Origin of the sequence: Sorangium sp. So ce296 (assembly GCF_051529605.1) — a bacterium.
GTDB classification, from domain to species: domain Bacteria; phylum Myxococcota_A; class Polyangia; order Polyangiales; family Polyangiaceae; genus Sorangium; species Sorangium cellulosum_D.
Genome location: NZ_CP150325.1, coordinates 5,066,772 through 5,085,820, shown reverse-complemented (window position 1 = coordinate 5,085,820; position 19,049 = coordinate 5,066,772). Strand labels below are relative to the sequence as shown.

Below are 19,049 nucleotides of genomic sequence, written 5' to 3'. Positions count from 1 at the left end.
CGGCCGCGCCCCTCGGCCTTTATGTTTGCAGGCCGCGCACTTCTGATAGGGTAGGGCCTGTATCCTTCGCCATGGCCTCCCCGGCGCGAGTCCTCGTTGTGGATGACAGCCCGACCATCCTGAAGGTCGTCAGCGCCATCCTCGCTCGCAACGGGTTCGATCCGACGGTGGCGCGCGACGGGCTCGCCGGGATCGAGCTCATCAAGAAGGGGCCGAAGTACGACCTCGTCCTCCTCGACTTCGTGATGCCGAGGATGAACGGCTACGCCTTCTGCCGGGAGCTGCGGTCGAACCCGTCGCACCGCACGGTCCCCGTCGTCCTGATGAGCGCCAAGGGCGACAAGATCCGGGGGCAGTTCGTCCAGCAGACGGGCGCCGTCGACGCGATCACGAAGCCGTTCGACGCGCGGGCGCTGGTCGCGGTGATCGAGGGCGCGCTCGCGAAGACGGCCGAGGGGCGCGCGCGGCCCGTGCCGGAGGGCGCGAAGATGCCCGACGAGGACACGATCGCCGAGAGCGTGCGGCCGAGCCTCCTCGCCCGGAACATGCGCCAGCGCGCCGGGGTCGACTTCGCGCAGCAGCTGGCGACGGTGATGACGCCCGCGATCATGAGCCTGTCGCCCGAGGCGAGGACGAACGAGGCGGCCGTCATGCAGGCGGTCGCCCGCGTGATGACGAGCGAGGTGGTCTCGAAGCTGACCCTCACGCTCCGCGATCTCGACGCGCCCCCGGACGCGAAGGAGGTGATGAGCGGCGACGTCTCGGCGATCCCGCTCGCCGAGATCCTCCAGCTGCTCCAGATGCAGCGGCAGACGGGCGTGCTCCGGGTGACCACGAACCGCGCGTCGGTCACGATCTCGCTCCGCCAGGGGCTCATCGATCTCGTGCAGGCGCGCAACTCGTCGGACGAGTTCAAGCTCGGGCGCTACTTCATCGAGCGCGGGCTCGTGACGCGCGAGCGGCTCGAGGCGCTGCTCCGCATGAAGGCGCCGCAGACGCTCCTCGGCCAGGTGCTCGTCGAGGCGGGCGTCGCGACGAACGACGATCTCATCGCCGTGCTGGAGCGCCAGTCGAGCGAGCTGATCTACGAGGTGCTGCGCTGGCCTTACGGGCGCTTCTCGTTCACGCGCGAGCCGTTCCGCCCCGAGGTCGAGCAGGCGCGCCTCGGCCTCGCCGTGTCCGCGCTGGTGCTCGAGGGGTTCCGGCGCGTCGACGAGTGGCGGCTCATGGAGGGGACGATCAACTTCGACCAGGTGGTGGTCGTCGATCAGGTCGCCCTCGACGGCGTGGGCTCGGGCAAGCTGACGCGCATCGAGGAGCTCGTGCTCGGCGCGGTCAACGGCTCGCGCACGGTGAACGAGGTGATCAAGGAGAGCGCGGTCGGCTCGTTCGACGCGATCAAGACGATCTATCAGTTCCTGCAGTCGCGCGTGCTGAGGACCAGGGCCGCCTGAGGCGCGCGCCGGCGGCGATCCGCGCGCGGGCAGGGGCAGGCACACGCGCGAGCGCGCGCACAGCACGTCGGACGCCGCGCATGCGGCATCGGCGCATGTAGGCGACGTCCGCCGCCGCTACGTTGTCCACACGCGGGGCTCAGGCCGCCTCACGACGGGCGTAGCGCTGAGCGCGATCACGGCGGAGAGGGCGGGATTCGAACCCGCGGATCAGTTTCCCGATCGCACGCTTAGCAAGCGTGTGCCTTCAGCCACTCGGCCACCTCTCCTGGTCTCCAGGAGGATCCGCCCGGCCCATGCTCGGCGCAGGGTCCCATGCGGATCTCGAAGCTTCGACAGTAAAAAGAGCGTTGACTCGACAGACGCTCGGCGCGGTCCGTCGAGGGAGCGGCAACATACCAAAGAGGCTGCCGCCGTGCACAAAAAGATCGTGCGGGGACGCGCAAGGGACGGGCGAGGGCCTCCAGGGGACGGCGGCGAGGGCAGCGGGCCGGCCGGCTCTACCTTGGAGCTCGGTTCGGACGGCGAGGGCGATCGCGCCCGCGCGCAGCGAGCGTCCACGACGACACAACTACCGAATATTTATTAGCTTTTTGTCGCGTGCCGCCCGGACCCGCCCTCCCCGGCCGGCGGCGCAGGCGGCCGGGCGGCGGCGCCTTTCGTGGAGGGTTACTGCGGCACGCCGTAGGCCAGGGCCAAGAGCACCGCGCCGAGCGCCGCGCAGACCGCCCACGCCCGGGCGGCGCTGCGGGCCAGGAAGGCGACGCACATCGCCGTCACCCAGAGCGGTGCCACGAGCGCGAAGGCGAGGACGCCCCGCGTGTCCGCGGAGAGCGGCGCAAACCGCGCGACGCACGCGCTGGCCAGAACGGCGACCGGGAGCGTCCCGACCAGCGCCGCCAGCGGGCGCAGGGTCGCGCCGAGCCGCGCGAGCCGGCCGCTAGCCATGACACGCTCCTGCCAGCGAGAGCGCGACGACCGCGGGAGGAGACAGGAGCGCGAGGCCCCACGCGGCGCGCGGCCAGAGGGGCGCGAGCAGGACGAACAGGCTCGCGGCGCAGAGGAGCGCGGCGAAGGGGACGAGGTACGCCGCGGGGCCGGCCTCGGTCCGGCGCCACAGCCACACCGACAGCGCGAACGACGCGGCGGCCAGCGCGCGGGCCGCGACGCGCCACGCGCGCTTCCCGCGCAGCCGCGGCGCGACGCGGAACGGGACGCACTCCGGCCGCGCCGCGTGGAGCAAGGCGAAGGCGAGGTACGCCGAGAGGAGGGACGCGATCTCAACCATCGGACGCCGTCTGGCCCCTGGCCATGAGCCCCGCCCCGCCGTGGGACAGCGATGCCGGCGCCTCGTCCTGCGCCGCCTGCCGCGGCGCCGCGCGCCGCGAAGCCGCCCGGCGGAGCGCCCAGGCCGAGGCGCAGAGCGCCGCGGCCGTCACGAGGAGCGCGACGTCGACAGCGACGACGGCCGCGAGCTTCGGCCCCGCGCCGAAGAGCCCCGCGCTCGACCAGCGGGCCGCGAGCGCGGGGACGGGCAGCAGCAAGAGCCCCGCGAGCCCGAGCTGCCGCCACCAGAGGCTCCCGCCGTCGCGCGCGGCGAGCGCCCACGATACGCAGAGCCCGAGCGCCGCGAGGAACGTGAGCTCCTCGGCCGTCGTGCGGCCGGCCCAGCCGAGCGGGAGCGTCCGGCTCGCCAGGAAGAGCGCCGCGATCGCGACGACCGTCCCCGCCCCGAAGCCGACGGTGAGCCGCGCGAGGAGGCGGTTGCCCACGCTCTCCTGCCGCGCCTCCCGCCGCGCGAGCCAGATCCAGTTGCCGGTGAGGATCGTGGCGCACGTCGCCAGGGCGAGCACGAAGAACAGGACGCGGAGGGTGACGCCGCCGAAATCGGCGAAGTGCAGGCCGTAGATCCAGCGAAGCACGCCGCTGCGGGCGCCCTCCGCGCCGGGCACGTCGGCCGAGAGGACCGCGCCGTCGGTCGCCCGCAGGCGCACGAGGCCGCGCCCGAACGGCACCCCCGCGATCGAGCCGCGGACATCCACGGTGCCGCTGTCGAGGCCGAGATGCCGGATTCGGTATCTCTCGGGCACGAACCCTGGCTCGACCGCCCGCACGCGCGCCGTGAGCTCGTCCAGGGTGAGGCCGCGCGCGGGCGCCCCGCTCGCCGGCTCGTCGACGTACGACGCCCCCCACGCCGCCAGGTCCGCCCGGCCGGCATCCCCGCCGAACACGGGACCCGTGAACACCTGCACGAGCAACCCCAAAAAAACGAAGAGCGCGCCGGAGTACGCGTAGAGGAGCTGAAATGGCAGGCCCATCACGCCGAGCACCTTGTGCATGTCCGACCACAGGACTCGGCGCGTCTTGTCCGGCCGGAACTGATGAAACTGCCGGACGATGTCCTTCAGGTGGATGAGCACGCCGGTCGCCAGCGCGAGCAGGAGCGCGACGCACAGGAGACCGCCCACATAGAAAAGCCACGATCCGGTCGCCCGGTGCCAGAGGTAGTGCAGGTCGTAGAGGAAGTCGGACAGCCGCTCGCGCTCGGGCAAGAGCCCCTCGTGGAGCCACCACGAGGCCAGCTCGCCCTGCGAGGAGTATTGGAGCCGCGCGGCGCCCAGCCCGCTCTCCGGCAAGTCGAGCCAGAGTTGCTCGGGCGTCGTGCCCGCGGCGGCGAGCCCCTGATCCAGCGTGGCCTGGAGCCCCGCCTGCTCGACCGAGGAGCGCTGCTGGGTGATGGGCTCCTCCCACACCGCGAGCTGTCTCCGGAAGAGCGTGATTCCCCCCGACAGGAACATGACATGGAGCAAGAGCCCACCGATCACGCCGGCCCAGGCGTGCACGTCCCAGAAGGTCGTGAAGGCATGGCGGGAGAGCTTCTTGGCCATCGCGAGTCACCCTGTCCCCTCGCGCGGAGCGCCGCGCGTCGCGCGAGCTTAACGCACCTTCGCCAGGCCGTGCAGGTACCCCGGAGTCGTCAGGCCGAGCTTCGGCCCACCCTCGGCCGTGAGCTCGATCAGGGTGCTCTCCGTGGAGTCGGCGCCCTCATCGATCGTGAAGACCCGGCCGTCGACCTCGAAAAAGGAGACGTTCGCGGGCGAGGGGGCCAGCGCCGCGATCGCCGCGGCCTCGTCCGTCGCGGTGTCCCACCGCCACCAGTGCCACGCCGGCTGGCCCGTGACTTCAAAGGTCTTGGTCTCCTCCTCGATCGTGGCGAGGTCCTCGTCGAACACCCGGAGGAAGAGGCTGTCCCCGCCCGCAGGGATGGGATCGCCCGCGATCGCGCCGCCCGCCAGCTCGCTCAGGAGCAGGTGGAATTCGGGGTCGAAGGCGTCCGCGTCTCTCAGGACGCGCAGCGCGCACGGCTCGGTCTCCAGCCGATCGAGCTGATAGGCCGCTGCCCCGAGCGCCGAGCTCACGAAGTAGGCGTCGCCAGAGGCCGTCTCGACGGACTGCGTGATCCCGCCGCACCGATCGTCGACGTCGAACCGCACGACGGTGTCCGTCTCGGTGTCGATCGCGACGAGCCCGGTCTCCGGGAGGACGGTGTCGGTCGTGTTCCAGTCGAACCACCCCACCGAGAAGAGGAGCGTCTTGCCGCGCAGGACAGACCCGTATCCGTACAGCGCCAGGTAGCCCTCGCGGTGCGTGTTCGGCAGCGGGATCGTCCCTTCCACCTCCATCGTCGTGGGGTTCCACACGACGATCTGCTCGCCCGCGCGATCCGGATGGTAGACCTTCGTCGGAGAGATAGCGTAATTCGTGGGCCAGAGGCTCTCCACGCCGAAGGGCTGGAGGCTGATCGCGTCTCCCTTGACGAGCTTGTTGGGACCATCGAGCGTGTAACGCGAGATCGTCGGCGACTCGGCGTCACCGATGCCGAACCAGCCCATTCCCTCGAACGCGAACAGCCTCGCCGACCCGGTGATCTCGAGCGCCTGGGTCTGGTCGACCGCCGTGGCTGCGTCGAGCGACGACACCACGTGATAGTAAGAGTTGGTGGCGGTGTCGTCCCAGATGCGCGTGGCGACGATGAACGCATCGCCGCCGTTCTGCCCGCCGCTGCTGCTCTGATCGGCGGGGTTCGACGTCTCGTCGTCGCCGCAGCCGCCGCCGAACACGCCGGTCAGGAGCACGAGCACGAAGGTCGCGGCGCTCGCGCGATTCGATGGCCGCCGCTTTCGCTGGATCACTCTCATCTACTCTTTCTCCTGTCGCGCGAGGGAAACGGTTCGCCTCGACATCGTCGTCACATCTCCAGCGTCGCCTTGGAGGAAAACGTCCGCCCGGGCCGCTGGACACCGTGGAAATCGGAGGCCCACGCGTCGGTCAGGTTGTGCGCCTCGATGGTGAAGCTCACCACGCGCGGCGCGTCGCGCACGACGTAGGTCAGCGCGAGCGAGTGCAGGAGCTGCGAAGGCAGCTTGGCCTTGGACTCGCGCAGCCCGACGTTCGCCCAGCCGACGTAGAACTCGTGCACATAGCGCGTGTCCCAGGTGAGCGAGATCGTGTCGCGCGGCGCGAAGAGCTGCTGGAGCTGCACGCGCGCCGAGCCGTTGGCGACGAGCCACGGCCGGTTCGGCATCCGCTCGCCCTCGGAGCCAGCGAAGTTCCCCTCGTCGGACGTCTTGCGAAAATCCTCATAGGTGATGTTGCCGTCGAGGGCGATGTACTCTCCCGGCGACGTCCAGCCGGCGACGGCCTCGATCCCCAGCGACCGGGCCCCCGTGACATGCACGTAGGTGGCCGGCTGAGTGTGGTTGTCCAGCACGATGAGCCGGTCGATCGCGCGGAGAAAGCCGTTCGCGTCGAGGCGCCACGCGCCCGAAGGCGTGTCGCGCGCGTCGATCGTGAAGCCGAGATTTCCATTGTGGCTCGTCTCGGGCGAGAGACCGAGGTTGGCGACGATCATCGCCCCGTCGCCGAACACCTCGTCGGGCCGCGGGAGCCGCGTCGCCCACTCGTAGGACGCCTTGGCATAGAGCCACTCGGAGAAGCGGTAGCGGAGGCCGTCGCCGACGCCGACGCGATGGGTGTCGCGATCCCGCCGGCCGAAGCGCCCGTCGAGCCCCGGGAGGCGCTCCTTCGCGCGGAGCATCTGCACGTAGTCCTTCACGAAGAAGCGGTTCTCCAGCCGATCGTCGAGCACGTTGAGCTGGTGCTCGACGCCGAACACCCAGGTGAACAGGCTGCGCTCGGCGCCGAGCCGAGCGCGGGCCTGGGGGTTGTCCGGCCTCCGCTCCTCTCCCGTTCGCGAGACGAACGTCGGAGACAAGGAGAGCTGCAACGCGTGCTCCGGGTGGGGCCGGTAGCGGAGGTTGAGGCGGCCGAGGCCGCTGTGCTCCCAGAACACCTGATCCCGGGGGGGCGACTGCTCCTCACCTGGCCTGGTGCGCTTGCGGACGCAGCGTCCGAACCAGTCGTAAACGCAGTCGCTGACGTCGAGGAAGGTGCCGCGCCCGAGCGTGTACCCGACGAGCGCGTCGAGGGCGACGCCGCGGCCGAGCCCTTGCTCGTACTGGAGCGTCGCGCCCGGCGAGAGCTCGCCGCTCGTGACCTCGCCATAGGGGATGTCCATATGGCCCTCCTTGTGCTGCTGGTCCTTGTCGCCGTCGGTGACGAAGGCGCGCAGGAGCAGCCGCCGCGCCCAGGGCCGGTTCACGAAGCCGAGCTCGGCGCCCCCGCCCGCGGCTCGGTAGGCGTCGTGGAAGCGATAAGCTCGGGCCGGCCGCACGCGCCCGGTGCGCTCGTCCGCCACCAGGACGTCCACCGGGTAGTCGTTCTTCGCATAGTCGAAGAAGCCGCTCACGCGGGTGAAGAAGCCGCTCGGCTCGTGCAGGTGCCGCGCCGAGAGCGCGACCCGGTGCGTGTCGTACGAGCCGATCTCGTAGGACACCGCGCCATGGGTGCCGCGGACGTCCCGGTCCGTGACCAGGTTGACGGCCCCGCCCAGCGCGTCGGCGCCGAAGCGCACCGGGACCACGCCGCGGTAGATCTCGACGCGCTCGACCAGGTTCACCGGCACATTGGAGACGCCGAACGGGTACCCCGCGAGATCGAGCGGCACGCCGTCGAGAAAGAAGCGGATCTGATCCTCGGTGAGGCCGTTCAGCGAGAACCGCGCCCACGACCCGAGCCCCGCGCTCCGCCGCACGCTGATGCCCGCGGTGCGGGCGAGCACCTCGCCCATGTCGGCGGTCCGCCGCTGCGCCTCCTCGGTCTCGATGACCGTGATCGCCTGCGCGGACTGCCGGAGGCGCTCGGCCTCGGCGCCGCGCACGATCACCTGGACGGGCGCCGCCTTGGGTGCCTGGCCGGGCCCCGTGGATGGCGGGGGAGCCGACCCTGGCGGGGGCGTGGCCGCGGCCCGGGTTCCCTCCGTCGAGGAGGGCGGTTCGGCCGGGGGCTCCTCGGGGAGCCGGAACTCGTAGCTGTAGAGGATGCGCGCGGCGACCGGCGCGCCGTCCCGGCGGGCCGGCGCGAAGCGGGACCGGAGCGCCGCCGCCCGGGCGGCCTCGTCGAAGCCGTGACCCACGGGATTCGTGACCTCGGCCTCGGTCACGCGCCCCGCCGCATCAATCCGGAGCTTCAGCACGACGGTGCCCGCTCGTCGTGCCGCTCGGGCTTCCTGCGGGTACTCCGCCTCGGCGAGCTCGAGCAGCTGCGGCGGCTCGACGTGGGGGCCTCCGGCGCCGGGCGATGAGCGCTCGCCGCCCGGCGATCCGGCGGCAGGCGCGCGCACGCTCACGTCACCGTCACCTCCCGCGCGCCCGGGCATGCCGCCGTCCTGAGCGCGCGCCGGCGCCTGCACGCCGAGGATCAGGAAGGCCAACACGCCTGCAAACGGGCCTCGCAGCGCGAGGCGACCTCGTGCCACCGCGCCCGCCTTTGGCCTGGCCCGCGGTCCGGGACGCGAGGGTCGAGCAACCGAGGTGACGTCCATTCTACAAAACTTCCGGTACCTAAAATGAAAACAGAATTCAATTTCATTTTTCCTCCAGATCGTGCCATCCAGGATTCAAATTCCATCATCACCAAAATCCAGGCGTCTCCGCGCGGTCGTGGCAGATGCGCGGGCCCACGTGGCGCCGCGTGGCGAGCGCTGCCCGGGTGCAGGGCGAGGGGCATCCTCCCGGCGCCCGTGACCCGGCGGCCGAAGGGGCTGCGGGGGCTGGCGACGCGCCCCGGTATCCGGCTGATCCTCGATGAGGTGCAGTCGGGCTTCGGGCGTATCGGGCGCAGGTTTGCGAGGCCCGGGCCTCGGGGCACACGAGGGCTCATGACCGAGCCCGGTTCCCGGCGCATTCTGCGCCTTCGGGCGACAGGGCGGCGCGGAAAGAGGGGTGTGATCGAAAACGATCTCGGCCGCGCAGCCGGTACCGATTCGAGGCCGTACCGGGCGACCGTCGTGGATCGCGATCGTTTCACCGCCGAGCTCACCGCGAGGCGTGACGCGATGGATGATGTCGGGAAGGCGAGCGCGGTGATGGGTTGAATGCCGCGCGAGACGATCCTTGGCCAGACTTGCGATAGATATCCCCTCCGCCTATCGTCCGCTCGTCCGGTCGACGATGCCGCACCGCAAGGCTGTCCTCCTGTTTGCCCTTTGCTGTGGCGTGCTCGCGTCCGGCGATCGAACCTCCGCGCCTCCGGCCGTGTGGTGCAGCGCCGCCCCGTGAGCGCTCCGCGCGAATCGATGCTGCCGGTGATGGGCGGTGGACCGCTGGACGGCGAGGCGGTCCTTCGGCTCGCCGAGGCGCCGAGCGTCGATGAGCCGATCCGGGAGGGAGAGCGGCTGATCGTGACGGACCGGTACGTGCTCTTCCTCGGGCAGGGCGACGACCCGGCGTTCAACGTCGTGCAGCGCCTGCGGCTCGCGCCGGATGCGGTCCTCGATGCGGTGGAGGAGGTGCGCGCGCTGGCCGCGCAGCACGGCCGGCGGGCGCTGACGTGGGAGGTCGCGAGCTCGGCCACGCCGTCCGGCCTCGCCGACCGTCTGCGCTCCTTCGGGATGTCGCCTGCCGAGCCCCCGCGGGCCGTCGTCATGGCGCTGCTCGAGCCGCCGCCGCGCGCTCCCGCGGGCATCGCGGTGTCGCGCGTCGAGACGGTCGGCGACTTCCGCACGTTCGTCTCGATCACCCATTGAGGTGTTTGGACGGCTGGACCTGCTCGGCGCCGAGCTCGCCCGGATTGACCGCGACGGGGCGCGGGACCTCGCCGAACCGCGGTTCGTCCGCTATCTCGCCTGGATTGACGGCGAGGCGGTCGCGGCCGCCACCGCGACGTTCACGGACGCCGGCGCCGTCCTGCACGCCGGCTCGACGAAGGCGGCGGCGCGCGGTCGCGGCGCGTACCGCGCGCTGCTCGCCGCCCTCTGGGAGGACGCCGTCCGTCGCGGCGCGCCGCGGGTCGTGACGAGGGCCGGCCCGATGTCGCGGCCGATCCTGCGCCGCGTGGGCTTTCAGGAGCTCGCCGAGATCGATTTCCTCGTGGATCGATTCGGCTGATGGTGGGAGCTCGGCTGGCGTGCGAGGGGATTCGGGCTGTCGGCGGTACGCGGTCGCGCGCTCAGGAGCCGTTCGTAGCGAGGAGCTCGCGGGCGTCGCTGACGACCGCGGCGCGGCGGATCCACCGATCCAGCTCGGCGATGTCGGTGCTCGCCAGCACGCGCTCCCGCACGTCGGCGGGGACCTCCAGCCCGCGGGCCTCGAGGAAGGCGAGCACATCGTGCGCCTTGGTCTTCAGGGTGCCCTCGCGCACCCCTTCCTCCCGGCCCTTGGCCACGTAGCCACGCGCGAACTCGCTCTGATACTGGTATCCGCTCTTCATCATCGCCTCCAACGTCCGCCTCGCCGCTGCGTTCAGCGAGGATAGCACCACGTCCGCGTACAGGGCCCGGCGCTCCTCATCGAGCCCACCTGCCGCCGCCAGGAACGCCACCCCGATCGCCTCCCCGGCCTCCCCCTCCCCGTGCGCCATCGCCGATAGCACCACCACCTCCGGCGCCGCCTTCGCCTGCTCGGCGTCCGTGACGACCGGGACGACCTCGGGCCCGAGCACCAGCGGCGTCAGCGTCCAGCCTGGGTGGCCCGTGTCGATCGGCCGCGCGCTCCACCGCGCCATCGCCGCGTCGATCGTCACCACCAGCAGCCGCGTCGGGCAGCGGTGCCGCGCCCTCGTCTGGGTCACGTACACCGGCCAGACGTACGGCTTGTCCCGGTCCACGCCGAGCTGGACCTCTACCACGATCGCCATCGCCGGCCGCTGCTGCTCGCTCGCCAGCAGCACGACGATGGCGTCCGCCCGCCGCTCCGAGGGCACGACCTCGGCCAGGTCCGAGGACTCGACGCGCGCCTCCGTGAAGGCGGGGACCGGCTGGCCGAGCGCGTCTTGCAGCATCTCCGCGGCCAGCCTCGGGCGGTTCTTGAACAGGTCGACCAGGACTTCATGCGTGACTGAGGGCATCGGGTCATCTCTCGGGTGGTTGCAGCCATGCTGGACTTCCGGGCGGCTTGCCCGGCTCCTGCGGCAGCTCCCGCACGCGCCGGAGCAGCCGCCTCCCACCTCGTACATTCCGGCCAGCATCCCGGATTCGTCACGCGATCTGGCCTACCCTGCTGGGCGCCCCCTGCCGGAGGCACGTCGTCTCGACACGGGGCGGCGTCTCGGATCGCCTTACAGCGCGGAGGGCCGATCGCTCACCGGGAAAGCATAGGAGTCACGCGACATGTCACGACCCGAAGACTCCTCCGAATCCACCAAGCAATCAGCGGCCGAACAGGCCGACCTCCAACGAGCTGCTCGGCGCCTTCGAGCCCGCCGCCTCACCCGACCGGACCGCGATCCCCCGCCCCGTGCCCGCAGCCTCGCCGCGGCTCCGGCTCGCCCTTCGCCGCTTTCGACGGCACCGGGCCGCACGAGCAGTCGAGGCACCCGTGATCGGCGCAGGTCCCGCACGACGCGGCCACCTGCTTGCGGAGCGCCTCGCGCGCGCGGAACAGGCGCACCGCCGCGTTGTTCGCGGTGATCGACGCCTCCTCGGCGAACGCCTGGACCGAGAGCCCGTCGACCTCGACGCGCTGGAGCGCGGCGGCGTACTCGGGCTTCAGCGTTCCGGCCAGCGCCCGGACACACTGGCACACGGCGCGCTGCTCCACCTGCGGCTCGGCCACCTCGTCGAGCTCGGCGGCCAGCGCCGCCATCGCCCGCTCCGACGCCCCCTTGCGCCGGAAATGGTCCACCACGGCATTCCGGAGGGTCCGATAGAACCACGCCGTGGCGGACTCATCGTTGCGCAGGCTGTCGATGCGGCCGATGCCCCGCACGAACGCGTCCTGCAGGATGTCCTCGGCGACCGCCCGGTTGCCCACCTTGCGCTCCAGGAATCGCAGGAACTCCCGGTGGCTCTCGACCAGCGTCGCGACCACATCGGCCGAGCTCCCAGGCGCGGCGCCCTCCGCGCTCGCAGGCTCGGCCTCCTCCCTCGCACGCTCGGTGCCTTCCGGGGCTCGCTCGATCTCGCTCATGACGCATGAGACTAACCTCGGGGCCCGCCTGCCGCCACCCCGCCCCCGCTTCCGCCGCGCCGCTCCCACTTCCGCCCCCCGCCTGCCGCCGCCCCAACGCAAGGGCCCGGGAGCCACGACACAAGGAGCCACGCCGCAAAGGGATGGCCACCGTGAAAGGGATGGCCAGCGTGACCGGCGGGGTCACAATGTCCGCGTCACCGTCAACTGAGAGGCCGGCGTGATGCTGCAAAGGGTGCTCGTCCTGGTAAGCGTGGGACTCGTGTCGGCCTGCTCCGGGGCAGACCCGGACGCCGCTCCGGAGCCGCCGCTGCTCTGCAAGGCCTCACCGGACTGCGCCCCCGCGCCCGAAACGCCCCTGTGCGATCAGGTGCGCGGCGAGTGCGTCGCGCTCCCGCCCGGATCCCCGATCGGCGTCAAGGACGGCAGTCCGTCGTCGGTCGCGCTCGTGCTGGTCCACGAGCAGGACAGGCAGCGTGAGCCGACCGATCTCGACTTCAACCCCGAGCGGCCCGAGGAGCTCTGGGTCGTCAACCGCCAGGACGACAGCGTGGTCATCATCACGCGGCCCGGCGCGCCCGACAGCGCCTCGATCCGCCTCCGCGACCCGGCCGCAGCGCACTTCATGGACCGGCCGCCGGCGATCGACTTCGGCGACGCAGGCACGTTCGGGGTCTGCGGCGACAACGACAACGGCGGCAATGACTTCATGGGTCCGACGCTCTTCTCGTCGGACCTCGCGGTCTTCGCGAAATCGACCCCCGACGGCCTCGGGTCGCACCTCGACATGCTCCACTCGAGCCCCTTCTGCAAGGGCATCGCGCACGAGGCGGGCAACGTCTACTGGGTCTTCAACGGCCACGACCTCGCGCTCGACCGGTACGACTTCGCCCACGATCACGGCCCCGGGAACGACGACCACGCCGACGGCGCGATCCTCCGCTATGCCGCCGGCGAGGTGCTCGGCAGCGACGACGCGCCGAGCCACGTCTTCTATCGCGCCGAGGACCGCCATCTCTACGTCGCCGACACCGGTCACGGCCGGCTGCTCAAGCTGGATACCGCGAGCGGCGCGCCCGGCGCGGGCTTCGACGGGCAAGAGCCGGTCAGGGCGCGCAAGCACGTCGACGGGGCCACGCTGACCGAGCTCGTCCCCCCGGGGACGCTGGAAGCGCCGAGCGGGATCGAGGTCCACGAAGGCATCGTCTACGCCACCGATCACGCCACCAGCCGATTCTATGCCTTCGATCTGACAGGACGGCTGGTCCGCACCCTGGATACCGGCCTGCCGGCCGGCTCGCTCGCCGGATTCACCTTCGGGCCGGACGGCAAGCTCTACTTCGTCGACCTGCGGTCCAGCCGCGTCTACCGCATCGATCCCATCCTGTAAGCGCCGGGCGGCTCGATCGCGCCCGGCCCGCGGCGTTGCCTGGCCGCGCAGCGGGGTGCCCGGGCCGAACCGGCGGCGCCCAGCGGCGCGGGCGCGGTGTAATGAAGCCGGGCGGCTGCGTCTTCGGAGGTGAGCGACCGCGGGGTCGCCGAAAGGATGACACCATGAAAGAGACTACCCTCCAGGTCGGCGGGATGAGCTGCCCGTCCTGCATTCGCCACATCGACGGCGCGCTGCGCGATCTCGACGGCGTCGCCAAGGTCGACGTCCGCCTGCGCGAGGGCACCGTCGTCGTGCAGCACGACCCGGCCCGCGCGCCCGTGGACGCGCTGGTCGAGGCCGTGCGCGGGGCCGGCTACGACGTGCGCTCGCGCGCCGCCTGAGCGACCGCGCTGGCCGGGCTCACTCACCGCCCGCCGCCGCGCTCGCTTCGGGCGCGGCGAGCAGCGCGTCGAGCTCGGCCTCGCCCCTGTCCTCCGCCCGCCTGCCCCGACGGCGGCGGAGCCACTCGGCCGCGTCGTCGAAGAGCGAGTAGGCCACCGGCACCGCGAGCAGCGTGAGGACCAGGGAGAGCGACTGGCCGCCGAGCACGATGGCCCCGGTCGTCCGGTTCTGGCCCGAGCCGACGCCGTGCGAGAGCACGAGCGGGATCATGCCGGCGACGAAGGCGATCGTCGTCATCAGGATCGGCCGGAGCCGGTCCTTGTTCGCCTGGAGGATCGCCTGGAGCCGCGGCATCCCCTCGGCCCGCAGGTGGTTCGTGTGGTCGATCTGCAGGATCGCGTTCTTCTTCACCACGCCGAAGAGGACGAGGAGGCCGAGCCCCGAGAAGAGGTTCAGCGACTGGTCGAAGAGCTTCAGCGACAGCAGCGCGAACGGCACCGTGAGCGGCAGCGAGAGCAGGATCGTGATCGGGTGGAGCCACGACTCGAACTGCGCCGCGAGGATCAGGTACATGAACACGAACGCGAGGCCGATGACCACGGCGAAGCTCGTCGCCGTGCTCGCCGTGTTCTTCGAGCTCCCCACCGCCTGCGTGGAGTAGCCCGCCGGCATCTTCTGCTCGGCGATGATCCGGTCGAGCGCCGCCTGCACCGCGCTGTCGCCGACGCCGGGCGCGGCGTTCGCGCTGATCGTGATCTGCCGGCGCCGGCCGAGGCGTCCGATCGACGAGGGCCCGCTGTCGGGCTCCAGCGCGACCACGCTGTCGAGCGGGACGGCGCCGTGCTTGGACGAGGGGACCGAGAGGAACGAGAGGCCCTGCGCGTCCGCCCGGTGCCTCGCGTCGGCGCGCACGCGGACGTCGTACTGCTCGCCGGCCTCCGAGTACGTCGAGACCTTGAGCCCCCCGACGAAGAGCTGGAGCGCGCCGGCCACGTCGGCCACCTGGACGCCGAGATCCGCGGCGCGATCGCGGTCGATGGTCGCGCGGAGCTCGGGCTTGCCCACGACGAGGCTGTTGTCGACGTCCACCGCGCCGGGGACCTTCCGCAGCTCCTCGGTGATGCGCGTCGCGTACTCGGCCAGCTGGTCGAGATCCGGCCCCTGGAGCGCCACCTGGATCCGCCCCGACGACTGGCCGCCGGACGAGATCGCCTGCACCTCGCCGGCCGTGACGCGCAGCTCGCGCGGCAGCTTCGCGAGGATCTCGTCGCGCGCCCTCTGCATGATCTCGAGCTGCCCGAGCGCGCGCTGCTCCGGATCGACGAGCATCACGTAGATCTTGGCGATGTTCGAGGCCTGCTGCTCCCCCTCGCCGACCGTCATGAGCGTGCTCGTGACGCCCGGGAGCCGGCGCACGTCGTCGGCGATGCGCTCGGCGATGAGGCGGGTCGAGGTGAGGCTCGTCCCCTCCGGCGCGCGCAGGCTGATCTCGAACTGCGCCTGATCGTCCTCCGGGAGGAACCCGGCGGGCAGCGTCTTGGCGATGGGGCCGCACGAGCCGAGCGCGGCCACCGACGCGACGACGATCACCCAGCGGCGCTTCATCACCCACGCGAGCGCGGCCATGTAGGCGCGCTCGATCGGCCGGTAGAAGACGTCGACGGCGCGCTCGAGGATCGAGGGCTTCGCGTGCGCGCCCGCCTGCCTGTGCCCCGAGAGCCACCGCGCGGCGAGCGAGGGCGTGAGCGAGAAGCTCACGATGAGCGAGACCCCGATGGCGAAGGCCATCGTCAGGCCGAAGCTCTTGAGGAAGCGCCCCACCATGCCGGGCATGAACGCGACCGGGATGAAGACCGCCATGAGCGAGAGCGTGGTCGCGAGCACCGCGAGGCCGATCTCCTTCGTCGCCAGGACGGCGGCCGGGAACGGCTTCATCCCCTTCTCGTCGATGTAGCGGACGATGTTCTCGAGCACGACGATCGCGTCGTCGATCACGATGCCGACGGCGAGCGCGAGCGCGAGGAGCGTGAGGAAGTTGAGCGTGAAGCCGGCGACCCACATGACCGCGAACGTCCCGATGACCGAGATCGGGATCGCGAGCGCCGCGATCAGGGTGCTGCGGGCGTTGCCGAGGAAGAGGAGCACCACCGCCGCGGCGAGGAGGGCGCCGAGCACGAGGTGCTCCTTCACGGCGGCGATGCCCGTGCGGATCACCCGCGAGCCGTCGCGCACGACCTCGATCTTCGTCCCCTCGGGCAGCGAGCGCTGCACCTCGGCGAGGCGCGCCTTCACCGTGTCGACGACGGCGACGGTGTTCTGGCCCGACTGCTTGACGATCGACAGGAGGACGGTGCGCCTCCGGTCGAGCTGGGCCCACGTCTTCTCCTCGGCGCGGCCGTCCTCGACGCGGGCGACGTCCGCGAGGCGCACCGCGCGGCCGTCCTGCTGCCGGAGGACGATGCGGCCGAGGGCCTCGGGCGAGTCGACGCGCCCCATCACGCGCAGCGTCAGGTCCTCGGGGCCGGTCTCGACGCTGCCGCCCGGGGTCATCAGGTTCTGCGCGGCGATCGCGCGCTGCACCTCGGCCGCGGTGATCCCCTGCGCCCTGAGGGCGATCGGGTCGAGCCAGACGTTGATCTGCCGGCTCTGCGCGCCGATCACGTTGACCTGACCGACGCCGGAGATGCCCTCGATCTGCCGGCGCACCTGCTTGTCGGCGATCTCGCTGAGCTCGCGGATCGGCCGGTCCGACTCCACGGAGACGAGCAGCACCGGGGCCGCGCCGAGGTCGATCCTGCTCACGATCGGCGGATCGATGCCCTTGGGCAGGCTGGGCAGGACGGCGCTGATCTTGTCGCGCACCTCCTGGGCGGCGACGTCGGCGTCCTTCTCCAGCGTGAAGCCGACGACCACCTGGCTCACGCCCTGGGTCGACGTCGACCGGATCTCCTCGATGCCGCTGATGGTGTTCACCGCGCCCTCGATCCGGTCGGAGATCTCGGTCTCGACCTCCTCGGGCGCCGCGCCGTCGAGGCGCGTCGTGACGACGACGTACGGGACGTCGATGTCCGGGAACTGGTCGAGGCCGAGCCGGGTGTAGCCGGCGGCGCCGAGGACCACGATGACCAGCATGAGGACCGACGCGAAGACGGGCCTCTTGACGCAAACGCGGGCGAGCCACTGCATGACGACCTCACTCCACGGCTTGGCCGTTCTCGAGCCCCTGAGACGGCTTCATCACGATCGCGTCGCCCGCGCGGACGCCGCGGAGGACGGCGATGAGGTCGCCCTTCTCCGCGCCGGTCTGCACGACGCGCTCCTCGATCCGGCGATCGACCACGGCGAAGAGGTGCGCGCGGCCCTCCTTCTCGACGATGGCGGACCGCGGCACCACCGGGCTCGGCGCCTCCCCGGTGGCGAGCGCGATCGACGCGAACATCCCCGGCCGCAGCGCGCCGTCCGGGTCCTCGACCTCGGCCTCGGCCACGAGGTCGCGCGTGGCCTCGCGGACCGCGGCGCCGATCCAGCGCACGGCGCCCGAGAACGAGCGCCCCGGGTACGCCGGCACCGTGAAGGTGAGCGCGCCGCCGGTCTTCACGGCGGCGAGGCTCGCCTCGGGCACCGCGAACTCGAGGCGCAGCGCGCCCTTCGAGACGAGCGCGACGACCCGGGAGTCGTGGCGGACGTACTCGCCGACGTCGACGAAGCGCTCGGTGACCATCGCGTCGAACGGCGCCCGGATCTGGCCGTCGCCGACGCTCTGCGCGGCGGCGCGCGCGCGGGCGGTGGCGGCCGCGACCGAGAGCGGGGCGCTCCGGCACTGGTCGGCGATCCTGTCGTGCTCGGCCCGGGAGATCGCGCCGCCGTCGAGCAGCGCCCGGTAGCGGTCGCACTCGCGCCTCGCCGTCTCCTCCTGCGCGCGGGTCAGCGCGGCGTTGGCCTGCGCCTCGGCGGCGGTGAGCGCGGCGGCGCGGACGTCGAGGCGCGCGAGCAGATCGCCCTTCTTCACCGCGTCGCCGCGCTCGACGAAGGTCTCGAGCACGCGGCCCACCGCGTTGGCGGCGAGGTCGGTCTGCCGGTCCCCGCGCAGCGTGCCGGTGAGCGCGAGGCTGCGCGGCATCGGCGCCTCGCGCACCTCGGCGGTCTCGACGCGGACCGGCGGCGCGGTCGCCTGGGTCGCGCTCTCGGCGCTGGCCTTGGACGCACAGCCCGCCGCCGAGGCGGCGAGCGCGGCGAGGAGGAGGAAGCTTTCGGCGCGGCGTTTCGTCGTGGCGTGGTTCAAGGATTCCTCGCGGCGGGGTCGGTCACGAGCGGCCTCGCGTCCGGGCGGAGCGCGACCTCGCGGCCGGCGGCGCGCCGCGCCCCCGCCCGTTCCGCCGTCGCCCAGCCCTCCGCCGCGCCCCTCGAGCGCGGCGCTACGATCATCGCAACCGATGGTTGCGATGGGTATAACACGGCCGCGGTCGACCGCAACAACTAGTTGCGGTCATCGCAACAAACTGACGCGATGGCGCGACGCGCCGCGGGATTGCGCTGGCGTGTGCCGCGCGGCGGAACTTGAATGACGGGTCGATGCAGCAGGCGACGACGGCGAAGCGGACGGCGAGGCGGGGCTCCGCGAAGAAGCGCGCGCTCGTGCGCGGCGAGCCGGTGGTGCGCGGCATCCTCGCGGCGACGCTGGAGGAGCTCGCGAGCGCGGGCTACCGCGCGCTCCGGATCGAGGACGTGGCGACGCGCGCGGGGGTGAACAAGACCACCGTCTACCGGCGCTGGCCCACGAAGGAGGACCTCGTGCGCGCCGCGCTCCTGTCGGTCACGGACGAGAAGATCGTCCCGCCGAACACGGGCTCGCTCCGCGGGGATCTCATCGCGCTCGGGCGGGCGATCGTCGAGATCCAGATGTCACCGGTGGGGCAGAGCATCGTGCACGTGTTCCTCGCCGAGGGGCTCGACTCGGAGCTCATGGCCATCGCCCGCTCGCTGCGCGCGGTCCAGGAGAGCGGGCTGCGGGCGATCGTCGAGGGCGCCGTCGCGCGAGGCGAGCTCGCGCCGAGCGACGATCCGATGCTCCCGTTCGAGCTGCTCGCGGCCTACCTCAAGAACAAGATGATCGAGCATCGCGCGAGCATCGACGAGGCGCAGCTCGCGCGCGTCGTCGACGTGATCCTCCTCGGGGTGCTGCGCCCAGGGGTAGTGGTCAACTCTGCCCAGAGAGAGTCCACATGAAGGCGGGAAGGCGGGAAGAACATTAAGGTTTTCTTCCCGGCTTCCCGCCTTCATGTTCAAATTTGACCA

General features: G+C 71.7%; 16 protein-coding genes and 1 tRNA gene. 7 read left to right on the top strand and 10 right to left on the bottom strand.

Annotated features, from left to right (window positions below; all coding sequences use genetic code 11):
• The first annotated feature begins 98 nt into the window (after positions 1 to 98).
• Positions 99 to 1,454 carry a DUF4388 domain-containing protein gene (locus WME98_RS18890; protein WP_437952540.1) on the top strand — a complete coding sequence of 452 codons (1,356 nt, stop codon included), beginning with the start codon at positions 99 to 101 and terminating at the stop codon, positions 1,452 to 1,454.
• A gap of 182 nt (positions 1,455 to 1,636) precedes the next feature.
• Here the strand turns inward: WME98_RS18890 and WME98_RS18885 are convergent.
• The 6 genes from WME98_RS18885 to mxcH form a co-directional block, all read right to left on the bottom strand.
• Positions 1,637 to 1,723: transfer RNA gene (locus WME98_RS18885), tRNA-Ser, on the bottom strand.
• A gap of 400 nt (positions 1,724 to 2,123) precedes the next feature.
• Entirely contained in the window at positions 2,124 to 2,402 is a 279-nt protein-coding gene (locus tag WME98_RS18880) for a hypothetical protein (RefSeq protein WP_437952539.1), read from the bottom strand.
• Positions 2,395 to 2,742, bottom strand: a complete 348-nt coding sequence (locus WME98_RS18875) for a hypothetical protein (protein WP_437952538.1) — start codon at positions 2,740 to 2,742, stop codon at positions 2,395 to 2,397. Before WME98_RS18875 ends, WME98_RS18880 begins: the two co-directional genes overlap by 8 nt.
• On the bottom strand, positions 2,735 to 4,342 hold the full coding sequence (locus WME98_RS18870; protein ID WP_437952537.1) for a PepSY-associated TM helix domain-containing protein: 1,608 nt from the start codon (positions 4,340 to 4,342) through the stop codon (positions 2,735 to 2,737). The genes WME98_RS18875 and WME98_RS18870 overlap by 8 nt, the downstream gene beginning before the upstream one ends.
• 48 nt (positions 4,343 to 4,390) lie before the next feature.
• Entirely contained in the window at positions 4,391 to 5,653 is a 1,263-nt protein-coding gene (locus WME98_RS18865; protein ID WP_437952536.1) for a hypothetical protein, read from the bottom strand.
• A gap of 50 nt (positions 5,654 to 5,703) precedes the next feature.
• Entirely contained in the window at positions 5,704 to 8,289 is a 2,586-nt protein-coding gene (gene mxcH, locus WME98_RS18860; protein WP_437954005.1) for a TonB-dependent siderophore myxochelin receptor MxcH, read from the bottom strand.
• A 444-nt stretch (positions 8,290 to 8,733) separates the two neighbouring features.
• On the opposite strand from mxcH, the gene WME98_RS18855 reads away from it, so the two are divergent.
• From WME98_RS18855 to WME98_RS18845, 3 genes are all read left to right on the top strand, one after another.
• Complete coding sequence (locus WME98_RS18855; protein WP_437952535.1) at positions 8,734 to 8,949, top strand: hypothetical protein; 216 nt, start codon at positions 8,734 to 8,736, stop codon at positions 8,947 to 8,949.
• A 180-nt stretch (positions 8,950 to 9,129) separates the two neighbouring features.
• Positions 9,130 to 9,600 carry a hypothetical protein gene (locus WME98_RS18850; protein WP_437952534.1) on the top strand — a complete coding sequence of 157 codons (471 nt, stop codon included), beginning with the start codon at positions 9,130 to 9,132 and terminating at the stop codon, positions 9,598 to 9,600.
• Position 9,601: 1 nt separating this feature from the next.
• Positions 9,602 to 9,961, top strand: a complete 360-nt coding sequence (locus tag WME98_RS18845) for a GNAT family N-acetyltransferase (RefSeq protein WP_437952533.1) — start codon at positions 9,602 to 9,604, stop codon at positions 9,959 to 9,961.
• A gap of 61 nt (positions 9,962 to 10,022) precedes the next feature.
• Here WME98_RS18845 and WME98_RS18840 read toward each other — a convergent pair whose 3' ends face one another.
• Both WME98_RS18840 and WME98_RS18835 read right to left on the bottom strand, forming a co-directional pair.
• Positions 10,023 to 10,919: a hypothetical protein gene (locus WME98_RS18840; RefSeq protein ID WP_437952532.1), complete on the bottom strand. Its 897-nt coding sequence runs from the start codon at positions 10,917 to 10,919 to the stop codon at positions 10,023 to 10,025.
• Between the two features lie 359 nt (positions 10,920 to 11,278).
• Positions 11,279 to 11,980 (bottom strand): RNA polymerase sigma factor, encoded by a 702-nt coding sequence (locus WME98_RS18835; protein WP_437952531.1) that lies wholly within the window; start codon positions 11,978 to 11,980, stop codon positions 11,279 to 11,281.
• A 235-nt stretch (positions 11,981 to 12,215) separates the two neighbouring features.
• On the opposite strand from WME98_RS18835, the gene WME98_RS18830 reads away from it, so the two are divergent.
• Complete coding sequence (locus WME98_RS18830) at positions 12,216 to 13,370, top strand: hypothetical protein (RefSeq protein ID WP_437952530.1); 1,155 nt, start codon at positions 12,216 to 12,218, stop codon at positions 13,368 to 13,370.
• Between the two features lie 164 nt (positions 13,371 to 13,534).
• Positions 13,535 to 13,753, top strand: coding sequence for a heavy-metal-associated domain-containing protein (locus WME98_RS18825; protein ID WP_437952529.1), 219 nt, complete (start codon positions 13,535 to 13,537; stop codon positions 13,751 to 13,753).
• A 19-nt stretch (positions 13,754 to 13,772) separates the two neighbouring features.
• Here WME98_RS18825 and WME98_RS18820 read toward each other — a convergent pair whose 3' ends face one another.
• Together WME98_RS18820 and WME98_RS18815 are read right to left on the bottom strand one after the other, a co-directional pair.
• Entirely contained in the window at positions 13,773 to 16,940 is a 3,168-nt protein-coding gene (locus WME98_RS18820; protein ID WP_437952528.1) for an efflux RND transporter permease subunit, read from the bottom strand.
• 7 nt (positions 16,941 to 16,947) lie between these two features.
• Entirely contained in the window at positions 16,948 to 18,036 is a 1,089-nt protein-coding gene (locus tag WME98_RS18815; protein WP_437952527.1) for an efflux RND transporter periplasmic adaptor subunit, read from the bottom strand.
• A 290-nt stretch (positions 18,037 to 18,326) separates the two neighbouring features.
• On the opposite strand from WME98_RS18815, the gene WME98_RS18810 reads away from it, so the two are divergent.
• Positions 18,327 to 18,980: a TetR/AcrR family transcriptional regulator gene (locus tag WME98_RS18810; RefSeq protein ID WP_437952526.1), complete on the top strand. Its 654-nt coding sequence runs from the start codon at positions 18,327 to 18,329 to the stop codon at positions 18,978 to 18,980.
• Positions 18,981 to 19,049 lie beyond the last annotated feature (69 nt).

Excerpts from the sequence above, each read along its gene's own strand:
- WME98_RS18880 (WP_437952539.1), bottom strand. The coding sequence starts at position 2,402 with ATGGCTAGCGGCCGGCTCGCGCGGCTCGGCGCGACCCTGCGCCCGCTG.
- WME98_RS18875 (WP_437952538.1), bottom strand. The coding sequence starts at position 2,742 with ATGGTTGAGATCGCGTCCCTCCTCTCGGCGTACCTCGCCTTCGCCTTG.
- WME98_RS18865 (WP_437952536.1), bottom strand. The coding sequence starts at position 5,653 with ATGAGAGTGATCCAGCGAAAGCGGCGGCCATCGAATCGCGCGAGCGCC.
- WME98_RS18810 (WP_437952526.1), top strand. The coding sequence starts at position 18,327 with ATGCAGCAGGCGACGACGGCGAAGCGGACGGCGAGGCGGGGCTCCGCG.
- WME98_RS18840 (WP_437952532.1), bottom strand. The coding sequence starts at position 10,919 with ATGCCCTCAGTCACGCATGAAGTCCTGGTCGACCTGTTCAAGAACCGC.
- WME98_RS18870 (WP_437952537.1), bottom strand. The coding sequence starts at position 4,342 with ATGGCCAAGAAGCTCTCCCGCCATGCCTTCACGACCTTCTGGGACGTG.
- WME98_RS18835 (WP_437952531.1), bottom strand. The coding sequence starts at position 11,980 with ATGAGCGAGATCGAGCGAGCCCCGGAAGGCACCGAGCGTGCGAGGGAG.
- WME98_RS18855 (WP_437952535.1), top strand. The coding sequence starts at position 8,734 with ATGACCGAGCCCGGTTCCCGGCGCATTCTGCGCCTTCGGGCGACAGGG.
- WME98_RS18825 (WP_437952529.1), top strand. The coding sequence starts at position 13,535 with ATGAAAGAGACTACCCTCCAGGTCGGCGGGATGAGCTGCCCGTCCTGC.
- WME98_RS18820 (WP_437952528.1), bottom strand. The coding sequence starts at position 16,940 with ATGCAGTGGCTCGCCCGCGTTTGCGTCAAGAGGCCCGTCTTCGCGTCG.